This is a genomic window from Priestia sp. 53B2, assembly GCF_056099005.1.
The window spans coordinates 336,279-354,349 of the sequence record NZ_JBLZXA010000001.1; the positions used below are offsets into that span (position 1 = coordinate 336,279).

At 35.7% G+C, this 18,071-nt stretch carries 16 protein-coding genes and 5 pseudogenes; 9 read left to right on the forward strand and 12 right to left on the reverse strand.

Annotation, left to right across the window (positions count from 1 at the left end):
* The first annotated feature begins 228 nt into the window (after window positions 1-228).
* Window positions 229-417 (forward strand): hypothetical protein, encoded by a 189-nt coding sequence (locus ACN6NE_RS02050; protein WP_129703368.1) that lies wholly within the window; start codon window positions 229-231, stop codon window positions 415-417.
* Window positions 418-681: 264 nt separating this feature from the next.
* Here the strand turns inward: ACN6NE_RS02050 and ACN6NE_RS02055 are convergent.
* From ACN6NE_RS02055 to ACN6NE_RS02080, 6 genes and pseudogenes are all read right to left on the reverse strand, one after another.
* Window positions 682-1,163, reverse strand: a pseudogene (locus ACN6NE_RS02055) (tetratricopeptide repeat protein).
* 96 nt (window positions 1,164-1,259) lie between these two features.
* On the reverse strand, window positions 1,260-1,967 hold the full coding sequence (locus tag ACN6NE_RS02060) for a DNA alkylation repair protein (protein WP_474324258.1): 708 nt from the start codon (window positions 1,965-1,967) through the stop codon (window positions 1,260-1,262).
* Between the two features lie 124 nt (window positions 1,968-2,091).
* Entirely contained in the window at window positions 2,092-2,463 is a 372-nt protein-coding gene (locus ACN6NE_RS02065; RefSeq protein ID WP_129703374.1) for an iron chaperone, read from the reverse strand.
* A gap of 164 nt (window positions 2,464-2,627) precedes the next feature.
* Window positions 2,628-3,119 (reverse strand): annotated as a pseudogene (locus ACN6NE_RS02070) (transposase); the annotation flags it as partial.
* Window positions 3,120-3,130: 11 nt separating this feature from the next.
* Window positions 3,131-3,244, reverse strand: a pseudogene (locus ACN6NE_RS02075) (transposase); the annotation flags it as partial.
* Window positions 3,245-3,254: 10 nt separating this feature from the next.
* A pseudogene (locus ACN6NE_RS02080) lies at window positions 3,255-3,374 on the reverse strand (hypothetical protein); the annotation flags it as partial.
* Between the two features lie 474 nt (window positions 3,375-3,848).
* On the opposite strand from ACN6NE_RS02080, the gene ACN6NE_RS02085 reads away from it, so the two are divergent.
* A complete protein-coding gene (locus ACN6NE_RS02085; RefSeq protein WP_474324259.1) occupies window positions 3,849-4,757 on the forward strand; it encodes a DMT family transporter in 909 nt (302 codons plus the stop codon).
* Window positions 4,758-5,005: 248 nt separating this feature from the next.
* Here ACN6NE_RS02085 and ACN6NE_RS02090 read toward each other — a convergent pair whose 3' ends face one another.
* Genes ACN6NE_RS02090 through ACN6NE_RS02100 form a run of 3 tightly spaced genes read right to left on the reverse strand, consistent with a single transcriptional unit; the run spans window position 5,006 to window position 7,420 of the window.
* Window positions 5,006-5,797, reverse strand: a complete 792-nt coding sequence (locus ACN6NE_RS02090; RefSeq protein ID WP_474324261.1) for an amidohydrolase family protein — start codon at window positions 5,795-5,797, stop codon at window positions 5,006-5,008.
* Window positions 5,787-6,194 carry a carboxymuconolactone decarboxylase family protein gene (locus ACN6NE_RS02095; protein WP_129703380.1) on the reverse strand — a complete coding sequence of 136 codons (408 nt, stop codon included), beginning with the start codon at window positions 6,192-6,194 and terminating at the stop codon, window positions 5,787-5,789. The genes ACN6NE_RS02090 and ACN6NE_RS02095 overlap by 11 nt, the downstream gene beginning before the upstream one ends.
* Window positions 6,194-7,420: an MFS transporter gene (locus ACN6NE_RS02100; protein WP_474324262.1), complete on the reverse strand. Its 1,227-nt coding sequence runs from the start codon at window positions 7,418-7,420 to the stop codon at window positions 6,194-6,196. The genes ACN6NE_RS02095 and ACN6NE_RS02100 overlap by 1 nt, the downstream gene beginning before the upstream one ends.
* Before the next feature lie 104 nt (window positions 7,421-7,524).
* On the opposite strand from ACN6NE_RS02100, the gene ACN6NE_RS02105 reads away from it, so the two are divergent.
* Together ACN6NE_RS02105 and ACN6NE_RS02110 are read left to right on the forward strand one after the other, a co-directional pair.
* Window positions 7,525-8,358, forward strand: a complete 834-nt coding sequence (locus ACN6NE_RS02105; protein ID WP_129703384.1) for a helix-turn-helix transcriptional regulator — start codon at window positions 7,525-7,527, stop codon at window positions 8,356-8,358.
* A gap of 603 nt (window positions 8,359-8,961) precedes the next feature.
* Window positions 8,962-9,738 carry a DUF4046 domain-containing protein gene (locus tag ACN6NE_RS02110; RefSeq protein ID WP_129703386.1) on the forward strand — a complete coding sequence of 259 codons (777 nt, stop codon included), beginning with the start codon at window positions 8,962-8,964 and terminating at the stop codon, window positions 9,736-9,738.
* Between the two features lie 89 nt (window positions 9,739-9,827).
* On the opposite strand, the gene ACN6NE_RS02115 is transcribed toward ACN6NE_RS02110, so the two are convergent.
* Window positions 9,828-10,052: a YczF family membrane protein gene (locus tag ACN6NE_RS02115; protein ID WP_474324264.1), complete on the reverse strand. Its 225-nt coding sequence runs from the start codon at window positions 10,050-10,052 to the stop codon at window positions 9,828-9,830.
* A gap of 132 nt (window positions 10,053-10,184) precedes the next feature.
* On the opposite strand from ACN6NE_RS02115, the pseudogene ACN6NE_RS02120 reads away from it, so the two are divergent.
* The 4 genes and pseudogenes from ACN6NE_RS02120 (at window position 10,185) to ACN6NE_RS02135 (ending at window position 15,475) form a co-directional block, all read left to right on the forward strand.
* Window positions 10,185-11,806: pseudogene (locus tag ACN6NE_RS02120) on the forward strand (spore germination protein).
* Window positions 11,796-13,028, forward strand: coding sequence for a Ger(x)C family spore germination protein (locus tag ACN6NE_RS02125; RefSeq protein WP_474324265.1), 1,233 nt, complete (start codon window positions 11,796-11,798; stop codon window positions 13,026-13,028). Before ACN6NE_RS02120 ends, ACN6NE_RS02125 begins: the two are co-directional and overlap by 11 nt.
* Before the next feature lie 21 nt (window positions 13,029-13,049).
* Window positions 13,050-14,162, forward strand: a complete 1,113-nt coding sequence (locus ACN6NE_RS02130; RefSeq protein WP_474324268.1) for a GerAB/ArcD/ProY family transporter — start codon at window positions 13,050-13,052, stop codon at window positions 14,160-14,162.
* Between the two features lie 212 nt (window positions 14,163-14,374).
* Window positions 14,375-15,475, forward strand: a complete 1,101-nt coding sequence (locus ACN6NE_RS02135) for a GerAB/ArcD/ProY family transporter (RefSeq protein WP_474324270.1) — start codon at window positions 14,375-14,377, stop codon at window positions 15,473-15,475.
* A gap of 818 nt (window positions 15,476-16,293) precedes the next feature.
* On the opposite strand, the gene ACN6NE_RS02140 is transcribed toward ACN6NE_RS02135, so the two are convergent.
* Window positions 16,294-16,725 carry a terpene synthase gene (locus ACN6NE_RS02140; protein ID WP_129703395.1) on the reverse strand — a complete coding sequence of 144 codons (432 nt, stop codon included), beginning with the start codon at window positions 16,723-16,725 and terminating at the stop codon, window positions 16,294-16,296.
* 329 nt (window positions 16,726-17,054) lie between these two features.
* On the opposite strand from ACN6NE_RS02140, the gene ACN6NE_RS02145 reads away from it, so the two are divergent.
* Window positions 17,055-17,378, forward strand: coding sequence for a hypothetical protein (locus tag ACN6NE_RS02145; RefSeq protein WP_474324271.1), 324 nt, complete (start codon window positions 17,055-17,057; stop codon window positions 17,376-17,378).
* A gap of 71 nt (window positions 17,379-17,449) precedes the next feature.
* Here the strand turns inward: ACN6NE_RS02145 and ACN6NE_RS02150 are convergent, their stop codons facing one another.
* Complete coding sequence (locus ACN6NE_RS02150) at window positions 17,450-17,842, reverse strand: UPF0715 family protein (RefSeq protein ID WP_129703397.1); 393 nt, start codon at window positions 17,840-17,842, stop codon at window positions 17,450-17,452.
* Window positions 17,843-18,071: the final 229 nt, after the last annotated feature.

The following is an 18,071-nucleotide window of genomic DNA, read 5'->3' on the forward strand; positions in this document are numbered from 1 at the left end:
CAACATTCCATAATAAGGGAAATTTTAAATCGTTTAGTTTTTTTGCAGGAAAAGAAAGCGCAGTATATAAAGATAACAGTATACATTAAAAAGTGTTGAGAACATTTTATTATCATTTTCTATCAGCATGAGAGCAATAATTTGAGAAAAGAGCTTATATAAGTCCGTGTCTTAAGTATGCCTATTATATAGAATGGGTTACTTAGTAAATAAGGGAAGGTGATTCATATGTTAGGGGAAGAAGATTTAAAAGTAAATTGTATATCAGCTGCTATAGGTTTACTGATCCAACATAATATCATCACTCACCAGGAACTGGACAAACTAACTAAAACAAATTATCAAGTGTTTTATCATTTTCTAATGGATAAGCTAATTGAACAGGAGTTTAGTAAGGATAGAGTGGCACAAACATAAGTGCTTCAACAAAACAAAAACCGCAAGATTAAAAGAAAAGATCTCATATGTTAAATGTAATTCTAATAAGGCTCCTTACATATTAGACATATATAATATGTAAGGACTCTCTTATTCAACAAACGCCCCCTATAGTTTAAATGCATTTCTTCACAATCTATCATTTTAAAAGTCATTTTATCACAGGAAGTCTGCCAGTATTGTTACAAAAAAAGTCCTCTCCTCGTTTCAGGAAAAGAACTTATATTCAGTGAATTTTATAAGCTACTTCCAAGTCTGATCCAGTTTATCTGAATAGAAATTTAAGGCTTTTTTATAACTTAGTATTTCATTGTCATTTGTCGTATTTATTAAGCATTTCAGTAACAGTTCCATCGCTTTACAATGTTCTTTTAAATTGTATAAGGTCATGGAATAAAACACTTTAATTACATGATTATCTGGGAATAATTCCATTCCTTTTAAAAATATATCTTTTGATTTTTCATATTCCCCCAAGGCTCTATATGTGCTGCCCAATCCCAATACCGCACCTTCCATATCCTTAGAAGGTAATCCTATCTGGCATTTTCGTAAAAGGGCACTGCCTTTTCTTCTTCTCCTAATATGTCAAAGCTCCAAGCACATTGATAGTTATATAAAGCATCGTCTGGAAATTCCTTAACTAATTTACTTAGCAATTCGTTAGATTCTTTGTGATTTCCATTCTTTCGTAACGCTAATGCTTTATCTAGTTTATTATTCATTACTTAAATCTCCAATCCTTTTTTTTCCACTACTTATTTATCTCTTAACATCCTTCCATCTAGTCTCGTTTCAGGTAGTGTAGTTACAGAACTATGCTAACACCTTACATGTTTGCGTTTGAAACCAAGCCGTCCTCTATCTATATCCTTTTGAATGTTTTCGGAAGCAAGAAGAATACTACTTTTTTTCTTATCCTTCTTAACTTCGACTGGACCTACTGCCTTTGCAGTTTCAAGCGCCTTCTCATGAAGTGGCAAATATGAAACACCGACTGTATAGATAAAATTATTCATAGCCGATTTCGTTCGATCTGGAGAATCGTGAATCGTATCTTCCACTTGATTAAGCATATCGGCAATCTTGCTTGTGCTAAATTCATTGTCAGGACGATTACCCAAAAGCCAGCAGTAACAACTCCAACCTGCCGACATTTTAAGTTCTTCATCGCTTGCCACCCATCTATCAGCAACAACTTGCGCAAAATCGGTTTCTGACAAAGTTACCGCAACTACATAATCGGATAGCATGTAAAAATACGCTTTATCGATCCAACGCTCAAAATCCTCCGCAGTCATCTCTGTTGGGTCTGCAATGATACCAGCAAAATACATAGCGTCGTAATTGCCAGACGCATAAAGCTGCTCAGCCAAAGCCTGATTTTTCTTGATTTCCTTTGCAATCGGCTTCATTTTTCCTGTTGCTACTCCAAAAAGTGGATCGTGTGCACCATTGTTTATGTAAGTCTTTTTAATTCGTTCCGTACCAAGCGCTTCAAGTTCTTTCATAACCATTTCAAAGTCCACCGTTCTGTACCCTCCTTCTTCTCCATTCATAAGCTGAATCATCTTTTCTTTTTAATTCAGCTTCCAATTTATCCTGTAATTTTTAAGCTACTTGGGGATCAGTTCACCTTTCATAATCTGCTTTTTATTTTCGCCAAAAAGTTGAACAGTCTTTCTTATCTAAAATATTAAACTCGATTATATTCTTAAGTAATTCATAGTTTACTGGCTCAGTCCATAGAATTCGAAACAGGCCTTTGGTAGCGCTATATCCAGCCTGAGCAATGTCATGATTAAAGTGCGCAATGCCTGTTTCTTCAGGTGAAACGCTCAAATGATGTTTCGCTGAGGCAAAGCCGACGATGAATGTGTCATGATCAGTAAACATTGGCGTATTCCATTTGATTTGTGGTTCCAAATTTGGGAAAGTATTAGCAATCCAAGCCAATACCTCCTCTATTCGGTCACGGTGGTCAGGGCTATCTATACTCGCTAAATATTCTGCAAAAACTTCCATAGCATTTTCTCCTCAAATAAAATTTTTTTAATCTACTCTACTTTTACACAAATGAAACATCAATTAGTTCACTTAACCTTATTCCATTTTTAACTCAAATACATTAACAATTTATATTAGCCATGTTTTGAATAAAATGTACTAATCATTTAATCCTTTTCCATTAAGAATGTAATGAACATTCCCCACGCGTTATCAGCTACACCTTTTCCAAATTTAAGCACTTTAGACATCGCCTTCATATTTAAGTCTTCAATCGCGATTGCGTCAAAGTAGACACCCGTTCTTTTGATTTTTGATGAAGAAAATTTTTGCGTTGATTGGCAACTTTTTCGTGTAGTTTAGCCACCTTTACTCGCTGTTTTTTCCAATTTGAAGAACCTTTCTTCTTACGAGAAAGTTTACGTTGTTCAGTTGCGCGTTAGCCAGCGCTAGAGAGTCCACTTCTTTTAACCACTCAAACTCTTTTTTGTATTTAGCAGGAGTAGGATGCTTTATTTTTTTAAGCTTCTCTTTATCATCTTTTAGCCTTTCGAACGTATCAATACGTTCCGCCAGCATCTTATTGTAGACAAACCGAAGGTTTTGTGGAGTACTATTCTCTGTTCTTCTGTTGGATATATTCTGAACTTGTACGCTTTATTTTGTGTAGCCATATCAACTCACCTCATTTCATTCCTTGATTTTCAATATATTCTTTCACAACTGTGATAGGAGATCCGCCGGTAGTCAACAAACAAAAACTTCTCGACCAGAACATTTCTTTCCATAACTTCTTTCGGAAGTATGTTAAAATCTTCGGTCAACTCACAGTCAAGAACAATCTTTCTCAGCGTCTCATATTCTTCTTTCCACTTTTTAGCTTTACTTAAAAATTCATCAACCTTAGGATTCATTTTACTATTTGTCATCAAGGAACACTCCTATTCAATTTTTTAATCTGTCGCTCTAGCAATCATACAGTCAACCTTCAATTCATTTAATGGTGTTACTATTCTTCAAATGTAGGAAATGCCCTTCTTCAACGTTTGCATTTAATATAGAAAAAAACAAAGCAAGGAATGCCTGCATGTCGATACATATAATGAATCTGTTTGGTAGCTACTCATAATCGATCGAAAGAATCTTTCAAAAAAAGAACATCCGTTCTCTATATTACACAAGAACAAACGTTCTCTTTTCGATAAAAACTCTAAATTTTTCCGAATTATTCCTATGAATAACGTCGAATTTATTATTTTATTAAAAAGAAATACCTTATATACCTAGAGAAAGATATGGAGATAACGAAAATAAAAAACATGAGAAAATGTTCTGAAAAGCAAAATTTCAGAATGAAATAATCAACAAAATTTGCCATAATAAGTGAAGTAAGGAGGTGTATTATGTTTCGATTGTATGGAGCCTTAATTGGGCTTAGTTTCATTTGGGGTTTATCTTTTGTATTTATGAAGTGGTTGCTTCCCTCAGCTGGTATATGGGGAATTGTATTTTTTCGTTGTCTAGCAGGTGCTATCATCTTGCTCCCGTTTCTATGGTGGAAGCGCAGAGAAGTTAAAGAGAAACTACCCTGGAAGGCGTTGATTGTTGTTGGTATATTTAACTGTGGTTTAGCGTGGGGATTAATTTCCTTAAGCGAAACTGAGATAAACAGTACGACTGCCTCCATTCTGAATGCGACCACTCCAATCTGGACAGGTCTTATCGGATTTATTCTTTTTTCTTATCGACTTACCGGACGTCAGTGGATCGGTATTCTTATCGGTTTTTTCGGGATACTCGTTCTCATGAATTTTCAATTTGGTCAGATTTTCGGGAAAGGGTTTGTTGGGATTGGAACAATGCTTGTTGCTTGTATCTGCTATGGGTTTGCTGGGCAGTTAACAAAACGGTTTCTGTCTGAGGTGAGCGTACTAACTATAACAACCTTCACCCTACTAACAGGTGCTATCATCGGTTTAGTTGGGATGTTGATTACCGAACCATTTAAATCAGATTTGTTGATTCATCCACTTCCGATTCTGGCAATTGTGGGTCTCGGCTGTTTTGGCTCAGGATTGGGTCAGTTAATCTATTTTTATATCAATAAAAATGGTGGCCCTGAATTAGCAGCGACGGTTACTTACCTGATCCCTGCCTCGGCCATGGTATGGGGTTATTTACTACTGGGAGAGACAATTACTCCAAACGTAGTCGTTGGACTATTTATTATCTTTACTGGCGTTTATCTTTCATCTAGGAAATCAAAAGGTAAAACTCCCCATGTCACTCTTGTTAGCAATAAACAAAATTAAGTAAGTAGATTTTATAATGTGAGTCTTTAAAGGTATCTCCGAGAGAGGAATTAAGAAACTGAAGGACTACAGAATATGATATATTTCAAATGGAATTCATCATATATGATGATAAAACGAAATTCTAGAATTTCGTTTAAAAGGCAGCCCTCTATTTGGCTGCCTTTTTTATTTCAAGGCAGAAAATAATTTTAAAATTCACTGCTAGTTATCCCATACAACACAACATCAAACAAAAAACGCTGAATTTATATATGAAGCAGATTCGAGATATTCCCACCTAACACTCTGTCTACAACTTCTCCGCTAGATGTATAACGCTTGACAGCCTGTAGATTTAAACATGGATCTCCATAGGGGAAATCTGAACTAAATAACGTTCTTTCAGGTATCTCTTTTATAGCCAAAGACAAGGCGTATGTTGTATAAAATGCAGATATATCTAAGTAAGCATTTTTAGTGTCTTTTATCATTTCTATCGTTTGTAGCCAATGAATTCCGCCCATATGCCCGTATATCACCGGCACATTTTCATATTTTTGAGTGAGAAGAAATAACTCCTGAATATCCTTTAAGTTCAAAGGATGAAAAGTATGTACCCAGATAGGCAAAGACGTATAGTAACCTGCTGCTTTAAATATAGGTTCTAACAATGGAATTTGACCTGGACCAAGAGTAAATTCTCCGAGACCTTTCATCTTTTGCTCTTTGACAAGTTTCTCTACCCATTCGTTTAAGGTGATATCACCAGGAGAATAACAAAGCGGAACCGAACCAAACCCTACAAACCGATTCGGGTGCTGCTTAATCGTAACGCTTACTTCTTCTAGCGCATTTAAACGTGCTTGTACAGGATTCATCTCGTTATTTAGAATTTGATTTAACCTGTTCATTTCCGTGGTAAATTCTTTAACATTGCTGCTTTTTTCTGGATGAACAAGAGTAGAAAACAATACGGTCTTATCTATTCCACTGTCATCCATCATTTTAATATGTTTCTCTATAGGCAAAACCACATGTGCATGACTATCAATAATCATTTTGTTTCTCCTTTTCATTTCTTTCGTAAAAGACTTCATTGGCAACTGTCAAAATTGTATTTAAAGCTACAGGAAATCCAGCATAAATGACCATCTGTAACATTGCTTCTAAAATTTCTTCCTGTGTCCAGCCAACATTCAAAGCCCCGTTTATATAAAATTTTAGCTGTTCCGTATTGCCTAATGCAGTTAGGCCAGCCACTGTAGCAAGAAGGCGTGACTTTAAGTCTAAGCCTGGTCTCGAGAAAATTTGTCCGTAATTAAACTCTACAGCTAACGTTCCTAAATCAGGGAGAGCTGACTGTTCAAAGCCTGCCATTATGTCCTTGTAGTTCTCTGGATCAATCTTAGCTAATATATCTAATCCTCGTTGAAAGTTATCTGTATGTGTTCCCATTACATATTACTTCCTTTCTTATTCATTAAATTCCCTATCATTTTTTTAGGAATGCTCATTGGAATTAAAGAACAACAACTAATGGCTATCATCAGTATGGCTATTGCACACACCCCATTCCACTGCCATTTACTCCATGCAAGTAAACCCACATAAGATCCTAGAGACCCTCCTAAAAATGTGGAAACCATATATAATCCATTTAATCGACTTCTTTTTCCGCCTCCTAATTGGAAAATAGTAAACTGACAGGCAACTTGGTTTGCTTGAGTGCCTATCGTTATGAGAAGAGCTCCTAAAATTAACCCAGGCAACCAGTACCCTCCCCTTATAAGACCTATAAAGGCAAGTAAAGATACGGACATACACAAAAGACTTGCAAACTTCGCCCCTTTTGTATCGATTAAACGTCCGATAACGGGCGTAGCAAACGCTCCCGCTATCCCGACTAACCCTATTACCCCCACCATGTCACTGCCATACGAATAGGGATGTGTATGTAATAAAAAGACAAGCGTGGTCCAAAATGCGCTAAAAGAAGCAAACATCATTCCCTGACTTACACATGCTTTTTGCAGGGCTCTTTCTTTTATAAATAACGGACCTAAAGACATAAGTAAGTGTTTATAACTGGTCGCATTTCCTCCTATACTTCTTGGAAAATAGATGTAAACTAACAAAATCATAAAAAGTGTAGCCACAGCGGACGTCCAATACACCATTCGCCATCCGAAATGAACATCAATAAAACCACTAGCAAGCCGAGCGCCTAAAATACCACAAACTAATCCAATCGCCACATTTCCTAAAACTTTTCCTCTATTATGATCTGAAGCTATATTCGCAGTCAGCGGAACAATAATTTGAGGAACAACCGTTACGATTCCTAAAGCTAAGCTTGTAACCATCATCCACATTTTGTTGATAGATAAAGCGTTTAAAGCAAGAACGATACATATAGCGAATAATAAAAACAAAATTAATTTTTTTCGTTCGAAAATGTCTCCTAACGGTACTAAAAAAAGATTTCCTAGTGCATATCCAATTTGAGCTAAGGTAGCTATGATACCTATGCTGGCTGCTGAAACATGAAAACTGGCAGACATGCTGACTAAAAGAGTTTGGTTCAAGTAGACGTTAGCCACTGTAAACCCGCAAACCGTAGCCATTAAAAGAACTAAGCCTCTTGATATATGAGACTTTTTTTCGCTATCTTTTACTATCATCTGTTTCACCTCCCTTACCTAGATCATAAAATAAGGATTATAATGGTAATAGGAGTCTAGTTATACTAGTAGTAAAAGTACTACCTACACGAAGGAGTAAACTCATGGTAAGCGATAAAGAAAGAAGAAAAGAATTAGGGGATTTTCTAAAGATAAGACGAGAACGATTGTCTCCACAAGATTTTAACTTGCCTATTGGACCGAGGAGAAGAGCCAAAGGATTGCGTAGAGAAGAAGTGTCTCAACTAGCAGGAGTCGGCATAACTTGGTATACGTGGCTGGAACAAGGACGAGATATACAAGTGTCTTCTGAAGTATTAGAAGCCATATCCCGTATTTTTAAATTAAACAAAGAAGAAATGGAGCATTTATTTTTATTAGGCAATCAGCCGATTCCATCTGCAACCGTGCAGAATGAAAAAGAAAATATAGATCGCGTTGTCAAAAATTTATTAAGCCAATTAGGTCATTGCCCTGCCTATGTAACAGACGAAAAACTTAACATCGTAGACTGGAATAAAGCTGCTGTGATGGTATTTGGGGACTTTAACGAGATGGATGAGCGAAACTGCAATGCAGTGTGGCGCTGCTTCACTTCCAAAGAATATCAAAACCTTTTTCAAAATTGGGAAGATCATGCTCAACGACTAATTGCCCAATTTCGCCTAGCTTACACACGCTTCGTTGGAGATGAGTGGTTTAAAACCATTATTAGTGAACTTAGCGAGAAAAGTCCTCAGTTTTATGAGTGGTGGTCTAACCATGAAGTTTTAGGTACGCCGTGTGGAAAAAAGACCATTATTCACCCTGTGGCAGGAAAAATGATCATGGATCATATTACGCTCCAAGTGTATGATGCACCCCAATTAAAAGTAACCGTTTATCAGCCTCGTCAAGAGAACGAAACAGAAGAAAAGATGAAGCGTTTACTGAGATAATAATATTAGTACTATACATATCATTAATGTTAATCACTAGAAGCCTATATAATCCCCATAAGGACATAGGCTTCTTTGCGTTTTTCCTTCTAACTTATTTCATCAAAAACGTTCGTAAAAGTATGTGTATTTCAGAATACGTTTGTAATTAATTTCCGAACTTAAACGAACGGTAAAAATAATAGATTTCTTATATAAAAGAAAAGTTCGTAAACGTATACTTTTATGAACTATATATTTTGTGTTATTGTTAAATTTATACGAATAATACCACTTTAAATTTGGGTTTAAATACTATATCCATAATTACATAAAAAAACCTATTCCCTGGTGCTGTGATGTGGGAATAGGTTCAATGAGTTAAGGTGACATTTCGAAAAATCTCCAATTAACATGCCTTTTTTATTTTACAACAAATCAAAGTAGAAAGCGATCACATTTTTGTTTTAAACACAAAAAATTCGCAGCCTAGAAAGGATGGCGGACTCGTTGGAGTTTGGTTTCAAGAACCAATATGCACGAGTATATTATTTTTCCTTTATCAATTCCCTCATCCCTATTTACATAATAAAAAAATTACTTTATCAAAAGGGGCTTTCGATAGTGAATAAGGAACAAGTCATTGAAGTTTATCAAGATGTTCTAGACAAGAGAAGAAAACGATTTCCGAATTATTTCTTTGTAGGTAATGAAGGAAAAAAATATATGCGATATATGACATGCTATTTACTTGAGCAACGCTTATCGATCCCTATCGATGAAATCCCTTTTCAAGTAAGCGCAAATACATTGTGGTCTCATCGTCTCAGACCCCCTGCTATGCTATATGGATGGAATTATTATGAAGTCATTGATAATGCCTACCCAGGAAAATTTAAACCTTGGCAGTTTCAACAAGCTCCCGATAAATATTGGCACGGAGAAGAAGGAAAACGACGAGCTATTGAGGCAGTAAAGTATGTAATAGAGGAAAAACTAAAAATCCCTCTTAAAGAAATTCCTATTCAGGTTAATATTCACTTTTTTAATCAACATAGCCTAGGAGGTGTCTTTTCCCTTTTCGGCCAATCCCCTTTTCAAGTGGTAGAAGCTATTTATCCTGGGGTCTTTAGACCTTGGCAATTTGCTCATGTTCCTATGAATTGTTGGAAAAATGAAGAATATATTCGAGAGGCTATGGACAATTTTTTATTCAAACAGCTTCATTTCTCTTCTTATGAGGAGTCATTTCTTAAATTAAAAGGAAGCGATTTCGCCGATTTTCAGTTGACTGGTCTCTTTCAAATGGCGTTTGATTCCAGAATGAACAACGTGAAGGAATGGATAAAAAACCAACTAACGAATAGAAACAATGAATTATTTTATGTGGACCTTGACTAAAGAAAGAAGCAATTGAAACGAATAACCTGAACTAAATTACCATTATGTCCATTTCCTATTTTTAAAAATAAGGATTGATGAGTATATGGTTACTTGCTTTGATTTTTCTTCTTTATAAAAAGATACGCAGATTCAGCAAAAAAAAGAAAAAGAAGAAGAAAGAGCACAAATAATTCAGCAATCTCCATTACTCGAAAAGGACTCAAGGCGTTGGACAACGCCTGAGAAACATCAAATCCTTGAAAAATATCGATGCCTAAAGAAAAGCCCATTAAGCATCCCATCATTAAAAGGCTAATACCTATAATTTTCATATTTATCACGCTCCATTTAATAGGTTCTTCCCTTTCTTCTATGATGATACATAAATATTTATTGTTAATTTTTACATAAAAAACTCTTATATGGTTAAAGTAATAAAAACTTAAAGAAGGGTGCTTAAATCTATGCCTTCGTTTTTTAAAGATCGCAAACAAAAAAAGAAACGACCACAGGATGAAGAGAATCAAACTACCGATCACCTAATAGAACTGATACAAGTTTCATTATCAGGCAACCTTAACATGATTAAGCAGAAAACCGGCAATAGTTCAGATGTTGTTATTCGTGAGATAAAAATGGGGAGAAATTCCGATATTAAAACAGCCATTGTCTATGTAGATGGAATTGTAGATAATCAGTCTATTCAAGAGTATTTAATGCTATCTATGATGAAGGATGATTACAAAGAAGAAATAAATCAGTACAATGCGATAGACCTGCTTTCTGAAGATATGATGACAATTGGAAACCTATCCTCCGTCACTAACTTTGATGACCTGTTTGCATCTTTAATGGCAGGCGATACTCTTATTTTAGTGAATGGAGTAGACCGGGCATTGAGTGCTAGCACCAAAGGTGGAGAAAAGCGTTCCATTGCGGAATCCACTACCCAAATGGTGGTGCGAGGGCCAAAAGGAGCGTTTACCGAGTCTCTTGGGACCAATACTGCTATGGTACGCCGTATCATTAAAACCCCCGATTTATGGATGGAGTCTTTTAAAGTTGGACGTGTAACAAAAACAGATGTAACGCTTATGTACATACATGGCATTGCCAATGATAAAGTCGTTAAAGAAATTCGTCAGCGATTGCATCGAATTGATATCGATAGCATTTTGGAATCAGGTTATATTGAACAACTAATAGAGGATCAAACAGCGACCCCTTTTCCAACTATGTACAACACGGAAAGACCTGATGTTGTAGCCGGGAACCTGTTAGAGGGGCGGATTGCTATTTTGTGGATGGAACCCCCTTTGTACTCATTGCGCCAGCTGTGTTCATGCAATTCTTCCAATCGGCTGAAGATTATTATGCGCGTTTTGATATTGCAACCTCCATTCGTCTTTTACGTATTTTTATGTTTATGATTTCGCTAATTGCGCCTGCTACCTATGTCGCTGTTACAACCTTTCACCAGGAAATGGTGCCAACCACGCTCATTGTAGCTATTGCGGCACAGAGGGGAGCTGTTCCCTTTCCAGCATTTGTAGAAGCCCTTCTTATGGAGCTAACCTTTGAGATCTTACGAGAAGCAGGGATACACTTACCTAAAGCCATTGGTTCAGCCGTCTCCATTGTTGGGGCCCTTGTAATTGGCCAAGCAGCCGTTCAAGCAAGTATTGTGTCACCAGCAATGGTTATCATTGTATCAATCACAGCCATTGCCAGTTTTGCTACACCTTCCTTTGACATGGCAATTTCAGCTCGCTTAATTCGTTTTTTGTTTATGATTGGTGCAGCAACATTTGGTTTCTACGGCATCATTTTGTGCCTTTTGATGATGGTTGTCCATCTATGCAGTTTACGTTCATTTGGGGTACCTTATATGGCTCCATGTGCTCCTTTCATTCCCGTAAATAATGGGGATACTATCGTAAGATTACCATGGTGGACGCTGAGACAAAGACCGCGATTAATTACTGCTAACACGGTTCGAGAAGGAACAAATCAACACCCGCAACCTCCTGCGTCTCGTGGCATGGTGAATCGGGACCTTGAAGAAGGTGACAACAATGAAGCGTAAAGGACTTTTTCTGTTGTTGATAATGACGATAACCATGTTGCTCACCAGTTGTTGGAGTAAAAAAGAGTTAACTGACCTTGCCATTGTATCAGCTATGGGCGTCGATAAAACGAAAGATGGAAGATATCACATAACGCTCCAAATTATTAATCCAGGGAATGTGGCAGGAGGTATGCAAGGAGGAGGAGGAGGAGGTACCCAGAGCCCTCCTATTACCATTTATTCAGCTTCAGGAGATAATCTAGTCGAAGCAAGTAGACGGGCTTCGGGCAGAATTTCTCGACGATTGTATTATGCTCATACAAACTTGGTCGTGGTTGGGGAAAAATTGGCCAAAGAAGAAGGAATTAATACATTAATCGATGCGTTTGATCGAGATCCAGAATTTCGAAATACTTCCACTCTCGTGATTGCCAATCGTTCGTCCGCAGCTGATCTTGTGAAAACGTTAACACCAGTTGATAAGATTCCAGCGAATAAGGTGCTAAAAACCTTAGAGTTTACGGAAAGAAAATGGGGAGAGAATGTAAAAACATCGCTCCAAGAAGTGATGAAGAGCATTGAGTCTCCTGGAAGAGGAACCGTCGTATCAGGCTTTCGTCTAGTTGGGAATCCCCAGCAAGCACAAAAGCTGGATAACCTTCAGGAAAGTGCACCCGAAGCAACGCTTCGAGCTTCGGGAATTGCTGTTTTAAAGCAAGGAAAATTAGTGGATTGGCTGTATAAAGAACCAGCCAGAGGAACGGTATGGATTCTAGACAAAATCCAAGGAACCGATATTAATATTGATTGGGAAGGGAAAAAAGAAGCGATTGCCTACCAAACTATACGCCAAAAAACAAGTGTGTCTGCTCAAATGAAGAATGATCAGCCTCATATTTCTGTTCATACACGTGTTGAAGGAGATATCGGTGACATGGAGGTACCTGTTGATATTACCAATCCAAAGGTCATTACAAAAATTGAACAATCCATAAGGAAAGAAATAAAAAAAGAGCTCAAAACAGCTATTGAACGTGCGCAAAAAAACAAAACGGATATTTTGGGATTTGGTGAAGTGGTTCACCGTACTAGACCAAATCAATTTAAGAAATTAAAAACGGAATGGAATGATGTCTACTTTCCAAAGTTAGATGTAGATATTACAGTGGAAGCCTACGTACGTCGAGCTGGCTTACGAAATAAATCGTTTCTTTCAGGGGTAAAAGAGAATCAAAAGTAAGGAAAAGGAGGTGCCAGTTGAATGGAGAAAGCAAAAATCAGTGCCAGTCAGCTCTTTATTTTAATGGTTCTATTTGAGCTGGGGAGTGCTTTACTGGTACCTCTTGCGATAGATGCAAAACAAGATGCATGGCTTGCGATTCTGCTTGGAATGGTATTCAGTTTCATTCTATTATTAGTCTATCATAGGCTTTATACCTATTATCCCAACCTCTTGCCTACAGAATATATGCAAAAAATTCTAGGGAAAGTACTTGGAACCGTACTAGCTTTTGTTTACATTCTTTACTTTATGTACGATGCCTCAAGGGTTCTACGTGATTTTGGTGAGATGCTGTTAACTTTTGCCTATCCGGACACACCTTTATTCATCGCGAATGCATTATTAATGCTTGTCATTATTTATACCATTAGAAATGGAATTGAGGTCATAGCCCGATCGGGAGAACTGCTTTTTATTTTCATGTATGTTCTTGCGGTTGCTGGCTTTATCTTAATTGTTTCTTCTGGTTTAATTGAGATTAAAAATTTACAACCTATTTTGGAAGAAGGCTTATTCCCTGTCCTAAAAGTGGTATTTACTCAAACGTTGTATTTCCCATTTACGGAAGTCATTGTATTTACGATGATTTTGCCCTATTTAGACAATCCCCAAAAAGCAAAGGTAACTATGTTATGCGCAACAGGATTAAGTGGAATCAATTTAATTATTACCATGCTTATTAATGTCTGTGTACTGGGTGTTGATTTAACTGAACGTTCACAATACCCACTTCTTAGCACAATTGAGAGCATCCAAGTAGCTAATTTTTTAGAACGTCTTGATGTATTTTTTATGCTTGCTTCAATTATCACTATCTTCTTTAAAATTTGCTTACTATTTTATGCAGCTGTCGTAGGAACGGCCAATTTATTCAAGGTTAAATCACCTTCGCGGTTATCGTATCCTTTGGGGCTGATCATTCTCTTTTTGTCTATCACCATTGCGAGTAATGTTCAAGAACATAACCATGAAGGACTAAAGGTAGCAATGCTTGTTATACATATCCCTCTTCTTGGAATTGTTCCTCCTTTTCTTCTTCTTGTAGCTTTCTTTAAAAACAGGAAGAAGCATGGAAGGAACAGATTTGATTAACTAATTTTTATATGGAGTATAGTTAATTTTATTAAATTTCCTAGTAAAATCCTTATCCATGCAAAGATACTTTTAGTCTAGAACTAACCTTAAAGTCAATCTAATGTCTACTACATAATATTCAAAGAATCTCAAGTGACGAAAAAGTTAAAGAACCATTCAAAAAAAGCAGAAGGTCGCTTTAATAAAATGGAAAAGGAGGCGCCAATTGAATGGAAAAAGCCAAAATTAGTGCCAGTCAGCTTTTTATCTTAATGGTTTTGTTTGAGCTGGGTACTACTTTATTGTTACCTATTGCCATGGACGCAAAACAGGACTCTTGGCTTGCGATTCTGCTTGGAACAGTATTCAGTTTTGTTCTGTTTCTAGTCTATAATAAACTTTACTCGTACTATCCAGATATTTTACCTACAGAGTACATGCAAAAAATCTTAGGTAAAGCCATAGGAAGCGTACTAGCCTTTCTTTATATCTTTTATTTTATCTATAATGTGGCAAGGGTTCTACGTGATATCGGCGAGATGTTGTTAACCTTTGCCTATCCCGATACCCCTTTGTTTATTGCGAATGCTTTATTAATCCTTGTCGTTATTTATACGGTTCGCAAAGGTATCGAAGTAATAGCCCGATCAGGAGAAATCTTTTTTATAATCATGTATATCCTAGCCATCACTGGCTTTATTCTGATTGTATGTTCGGGGTTAATCGATATTACGAACTTACAACCAGTACTTGAAGAAGGGATATTCCCACCCTTGAAAGTTGTTTTTACTCAAATCTTGTATTTTCCTTTTAGTGAAGCGATTGTGTTTACCATGATTTTACCGTATTTAAAAAACCAAAAGAAGGCAAAAGTGACCATGTTATGTGCATCAGGATTAGCTGGCATCAACTTGACTATTGCCATGCTTATTAACATTAGTGTACTTGGGGTTGATTTGACTGCACGTTCACAATTCCCCCTTCTTAGTACCATACAAAGCATCCAGGTAGCTGACTTTTTAGAACGTCTTGATGTGTTTTTTATGATTGCTTTAGTTACCGGTGGTTTCTTTAAGATAAGCGTGTTGCTTTATGCGGCTGTCATAGGAACGGCCAACTTATTTAAGATTAAATCATCTTCACGACTTTCATACCCTATAGGACTTATGATTCTATTTATGTCAATGACGATTTCTAGCAATTTTCAAGAACACCTCCATGAAGGATTGGTGATAGAGATGTTTGTTTTGTATATTCCCCTCTCTGCGATTATTCCTCCTCTCCTGCTTCTTGTTGCGTTCTTGAAAAATAGAAAGAAACAGAGAGGATAACAGGTTCATTTGCCTGATTTTTCTGATGATAAAATAACTCTTACAATCCCTGAATCCTTCTACACTAGTGCTTATCAATGTGAATTTAAACTATGCGAGGTGATTTTTCTGTATACTTGGTTTTATGATCATTTCATCAATACAATTCTATTTCCTCTTACTTGTATAGTGATGGTAGCCGTCGCATTAAGTACATATGCGTACTTTAAATTTAAAAAAACAAATAATTAATAGTCTCTAGAGCTTGTTGATTTCTAATATGGACCTTTCTCCTTTGAAACTTGATTATTTATACAAAATATAGTTATCACTTATATTACTGGTTTAAAAAAAGCTCGCTATCTAAAAAAGTCCGTCACCATAATGAATTTTATCGGCAACAACATGGTAAAATGATCCATTTCTTCTATTGTAAAGTTTTTTAATTTGTGAACTTATACTTTTACGGACAAGATATTAAGTTGATTATTATCATTAACAAAAAAAGAAAGCTACCCCATCGTTGCAGGACGGATAGCTTTTAGGGAATTTGTATGCTTCAATTCATAAAAAAGTCTGAAAAATTGTACAACAAATTTATAAATAAGGCAATATAGGACAACCTTGAGCATATGTATAAAAGGAGCGCTTTTTATACATTCTCGTTTCTTTCAACTACCCACAGAACGTAGTCATATCAACGATGTATAAAAAGCTGCATACTCAAGCAAAAGAATCCTTAGCTGAACCCTACTGCCGCAAGGGTTCTTTTGCTTGCTTGGTTCCTTGAAGAGACTTTATGTAAACTAGCTTTGTATATCACATACATAGTTTATATTTTAATCTTGTGATAAATAAATCCAATTTTTTTCATCAAATTCTTCAATAATGTAACTTGAACCTATATTCTCTAAAATTTTATTGAAAAACGTTATGTTAACTTCGTAATCATACAAATCTTCTTGAACATATTCCTTAATAATAAAGTTTGTTAAATTTGTATTGTTAACAAAATCTGAAAACAACGATTTTAGGAACATTGAATCTTCTTCATTTAATTTTTCATCATTGATCAATGAAATCCTAAAAACATTTAAAATCGCGTTAATATCTTCTTCATCCATATAACATAATGGATCTAATTTTTTATCTTCTTCTGTGAATGGTTTTCTAGTGTCTTCAATTACTACATAAGAAAAAATCCTTCCGTTTTTTGACACTCGAAAAATTTCTAAATCCCGCAATTTTATAATTCTATTAAGCGATATCATAAGTTCCTCCTACCCAAATAAGAATTCAGGATATTTTAATAAAATAGATACTGTTAAGCCTAAAGGGCATAGTCTTCAGTTTACAATAAAATAATTTTGTGTGCTGTTAATTAACAAATACATAAACATAAAGAAGGAATCTACAACTGTAGATTCCTTTTCTGTTTCCTAGAATGGTGATTATGGTAACTAAGAGTATATATAGATGTAATAAAAATTGGGTTCAAAACCTAGGTACATACAGAGCATATCTGATACATTTAAGGTTGTTGTAAATAATAATAGCCATGTTATTACAGTAATACTAAGATAGGAGGCTTTAAACATTAATGAAGTACGATGAATACGAGCTGCTTGAGTTATTTGAAGCTGAACCTTCAGTAATGGTTGATTATCAGACAGGTATGTTTATGTATACCAAAGATGACGATCATGGCTTTCATTTACTATTGACGATGTCGGTACATGAAAGTCAATGTAGTGTAAGCTTAAGTTATAAACACTTTAAAGGGTTAATCTTTAATTTTGAATTAGAAGATATTAGCCAAATTAAAGGTGAGAATAATCGCTTAACAATTCTCGGAAATGATGGTAACACGGAAGTAGAAATTAGTTTCAAACCACATTTTTCGTTAAAAACTGTAAGATTGTAGTTTTAACTAAACCTTTGCTGCCGAGATCCGTTTTATGTAAATTAGCTAATCAACTAATTTAGGTTTGATTTTTAGTAATAAGGATATTCATTCTTGTTCATGATAATGGAATCCCAAAACCAGTATATAACTGCTGCACCTAATGCAAATATAAACATTTTACGATAATCCCATATTGGATCAGACCAATTTCCTTGAAGCTTATAAGAGATATAAAGGAATAGGATTGCTACGACACAATAGATAAATAAGTAGAGCATATTAAATTTCTTAGGCCATTTATTTAAAAATATTTGCAGTGGTACTGCTACAACAGAATAAGGAATTAGTGTAATAAGTGAAATCATGAAAAATGCAATAATAGCTCTATAACTAGGCTCAATGATGATAAGAAATATGGCATAAGAGACGCTAGAGCAAATAACTGTGAACGCATGATATGGTAAAAAATCTTTAAATGTCACTGATTGAGCACGTCCTTCTTGTCTATCCTATGGATGTATATCATATAAAGATTAAAACCAACTAACTTTAGATTTTTCATTGAGCTTTTTTGACAAATAAAAGCAGACTAGTCCAGTACCTAGTACTTTACAAAAAGGAATAAATGCATAATATGGTGCCACTATAACCATAATGAACAAATATGCATTTATAGCAAATATAAGCCAACTTGTTATAAGTAAAAAGCTA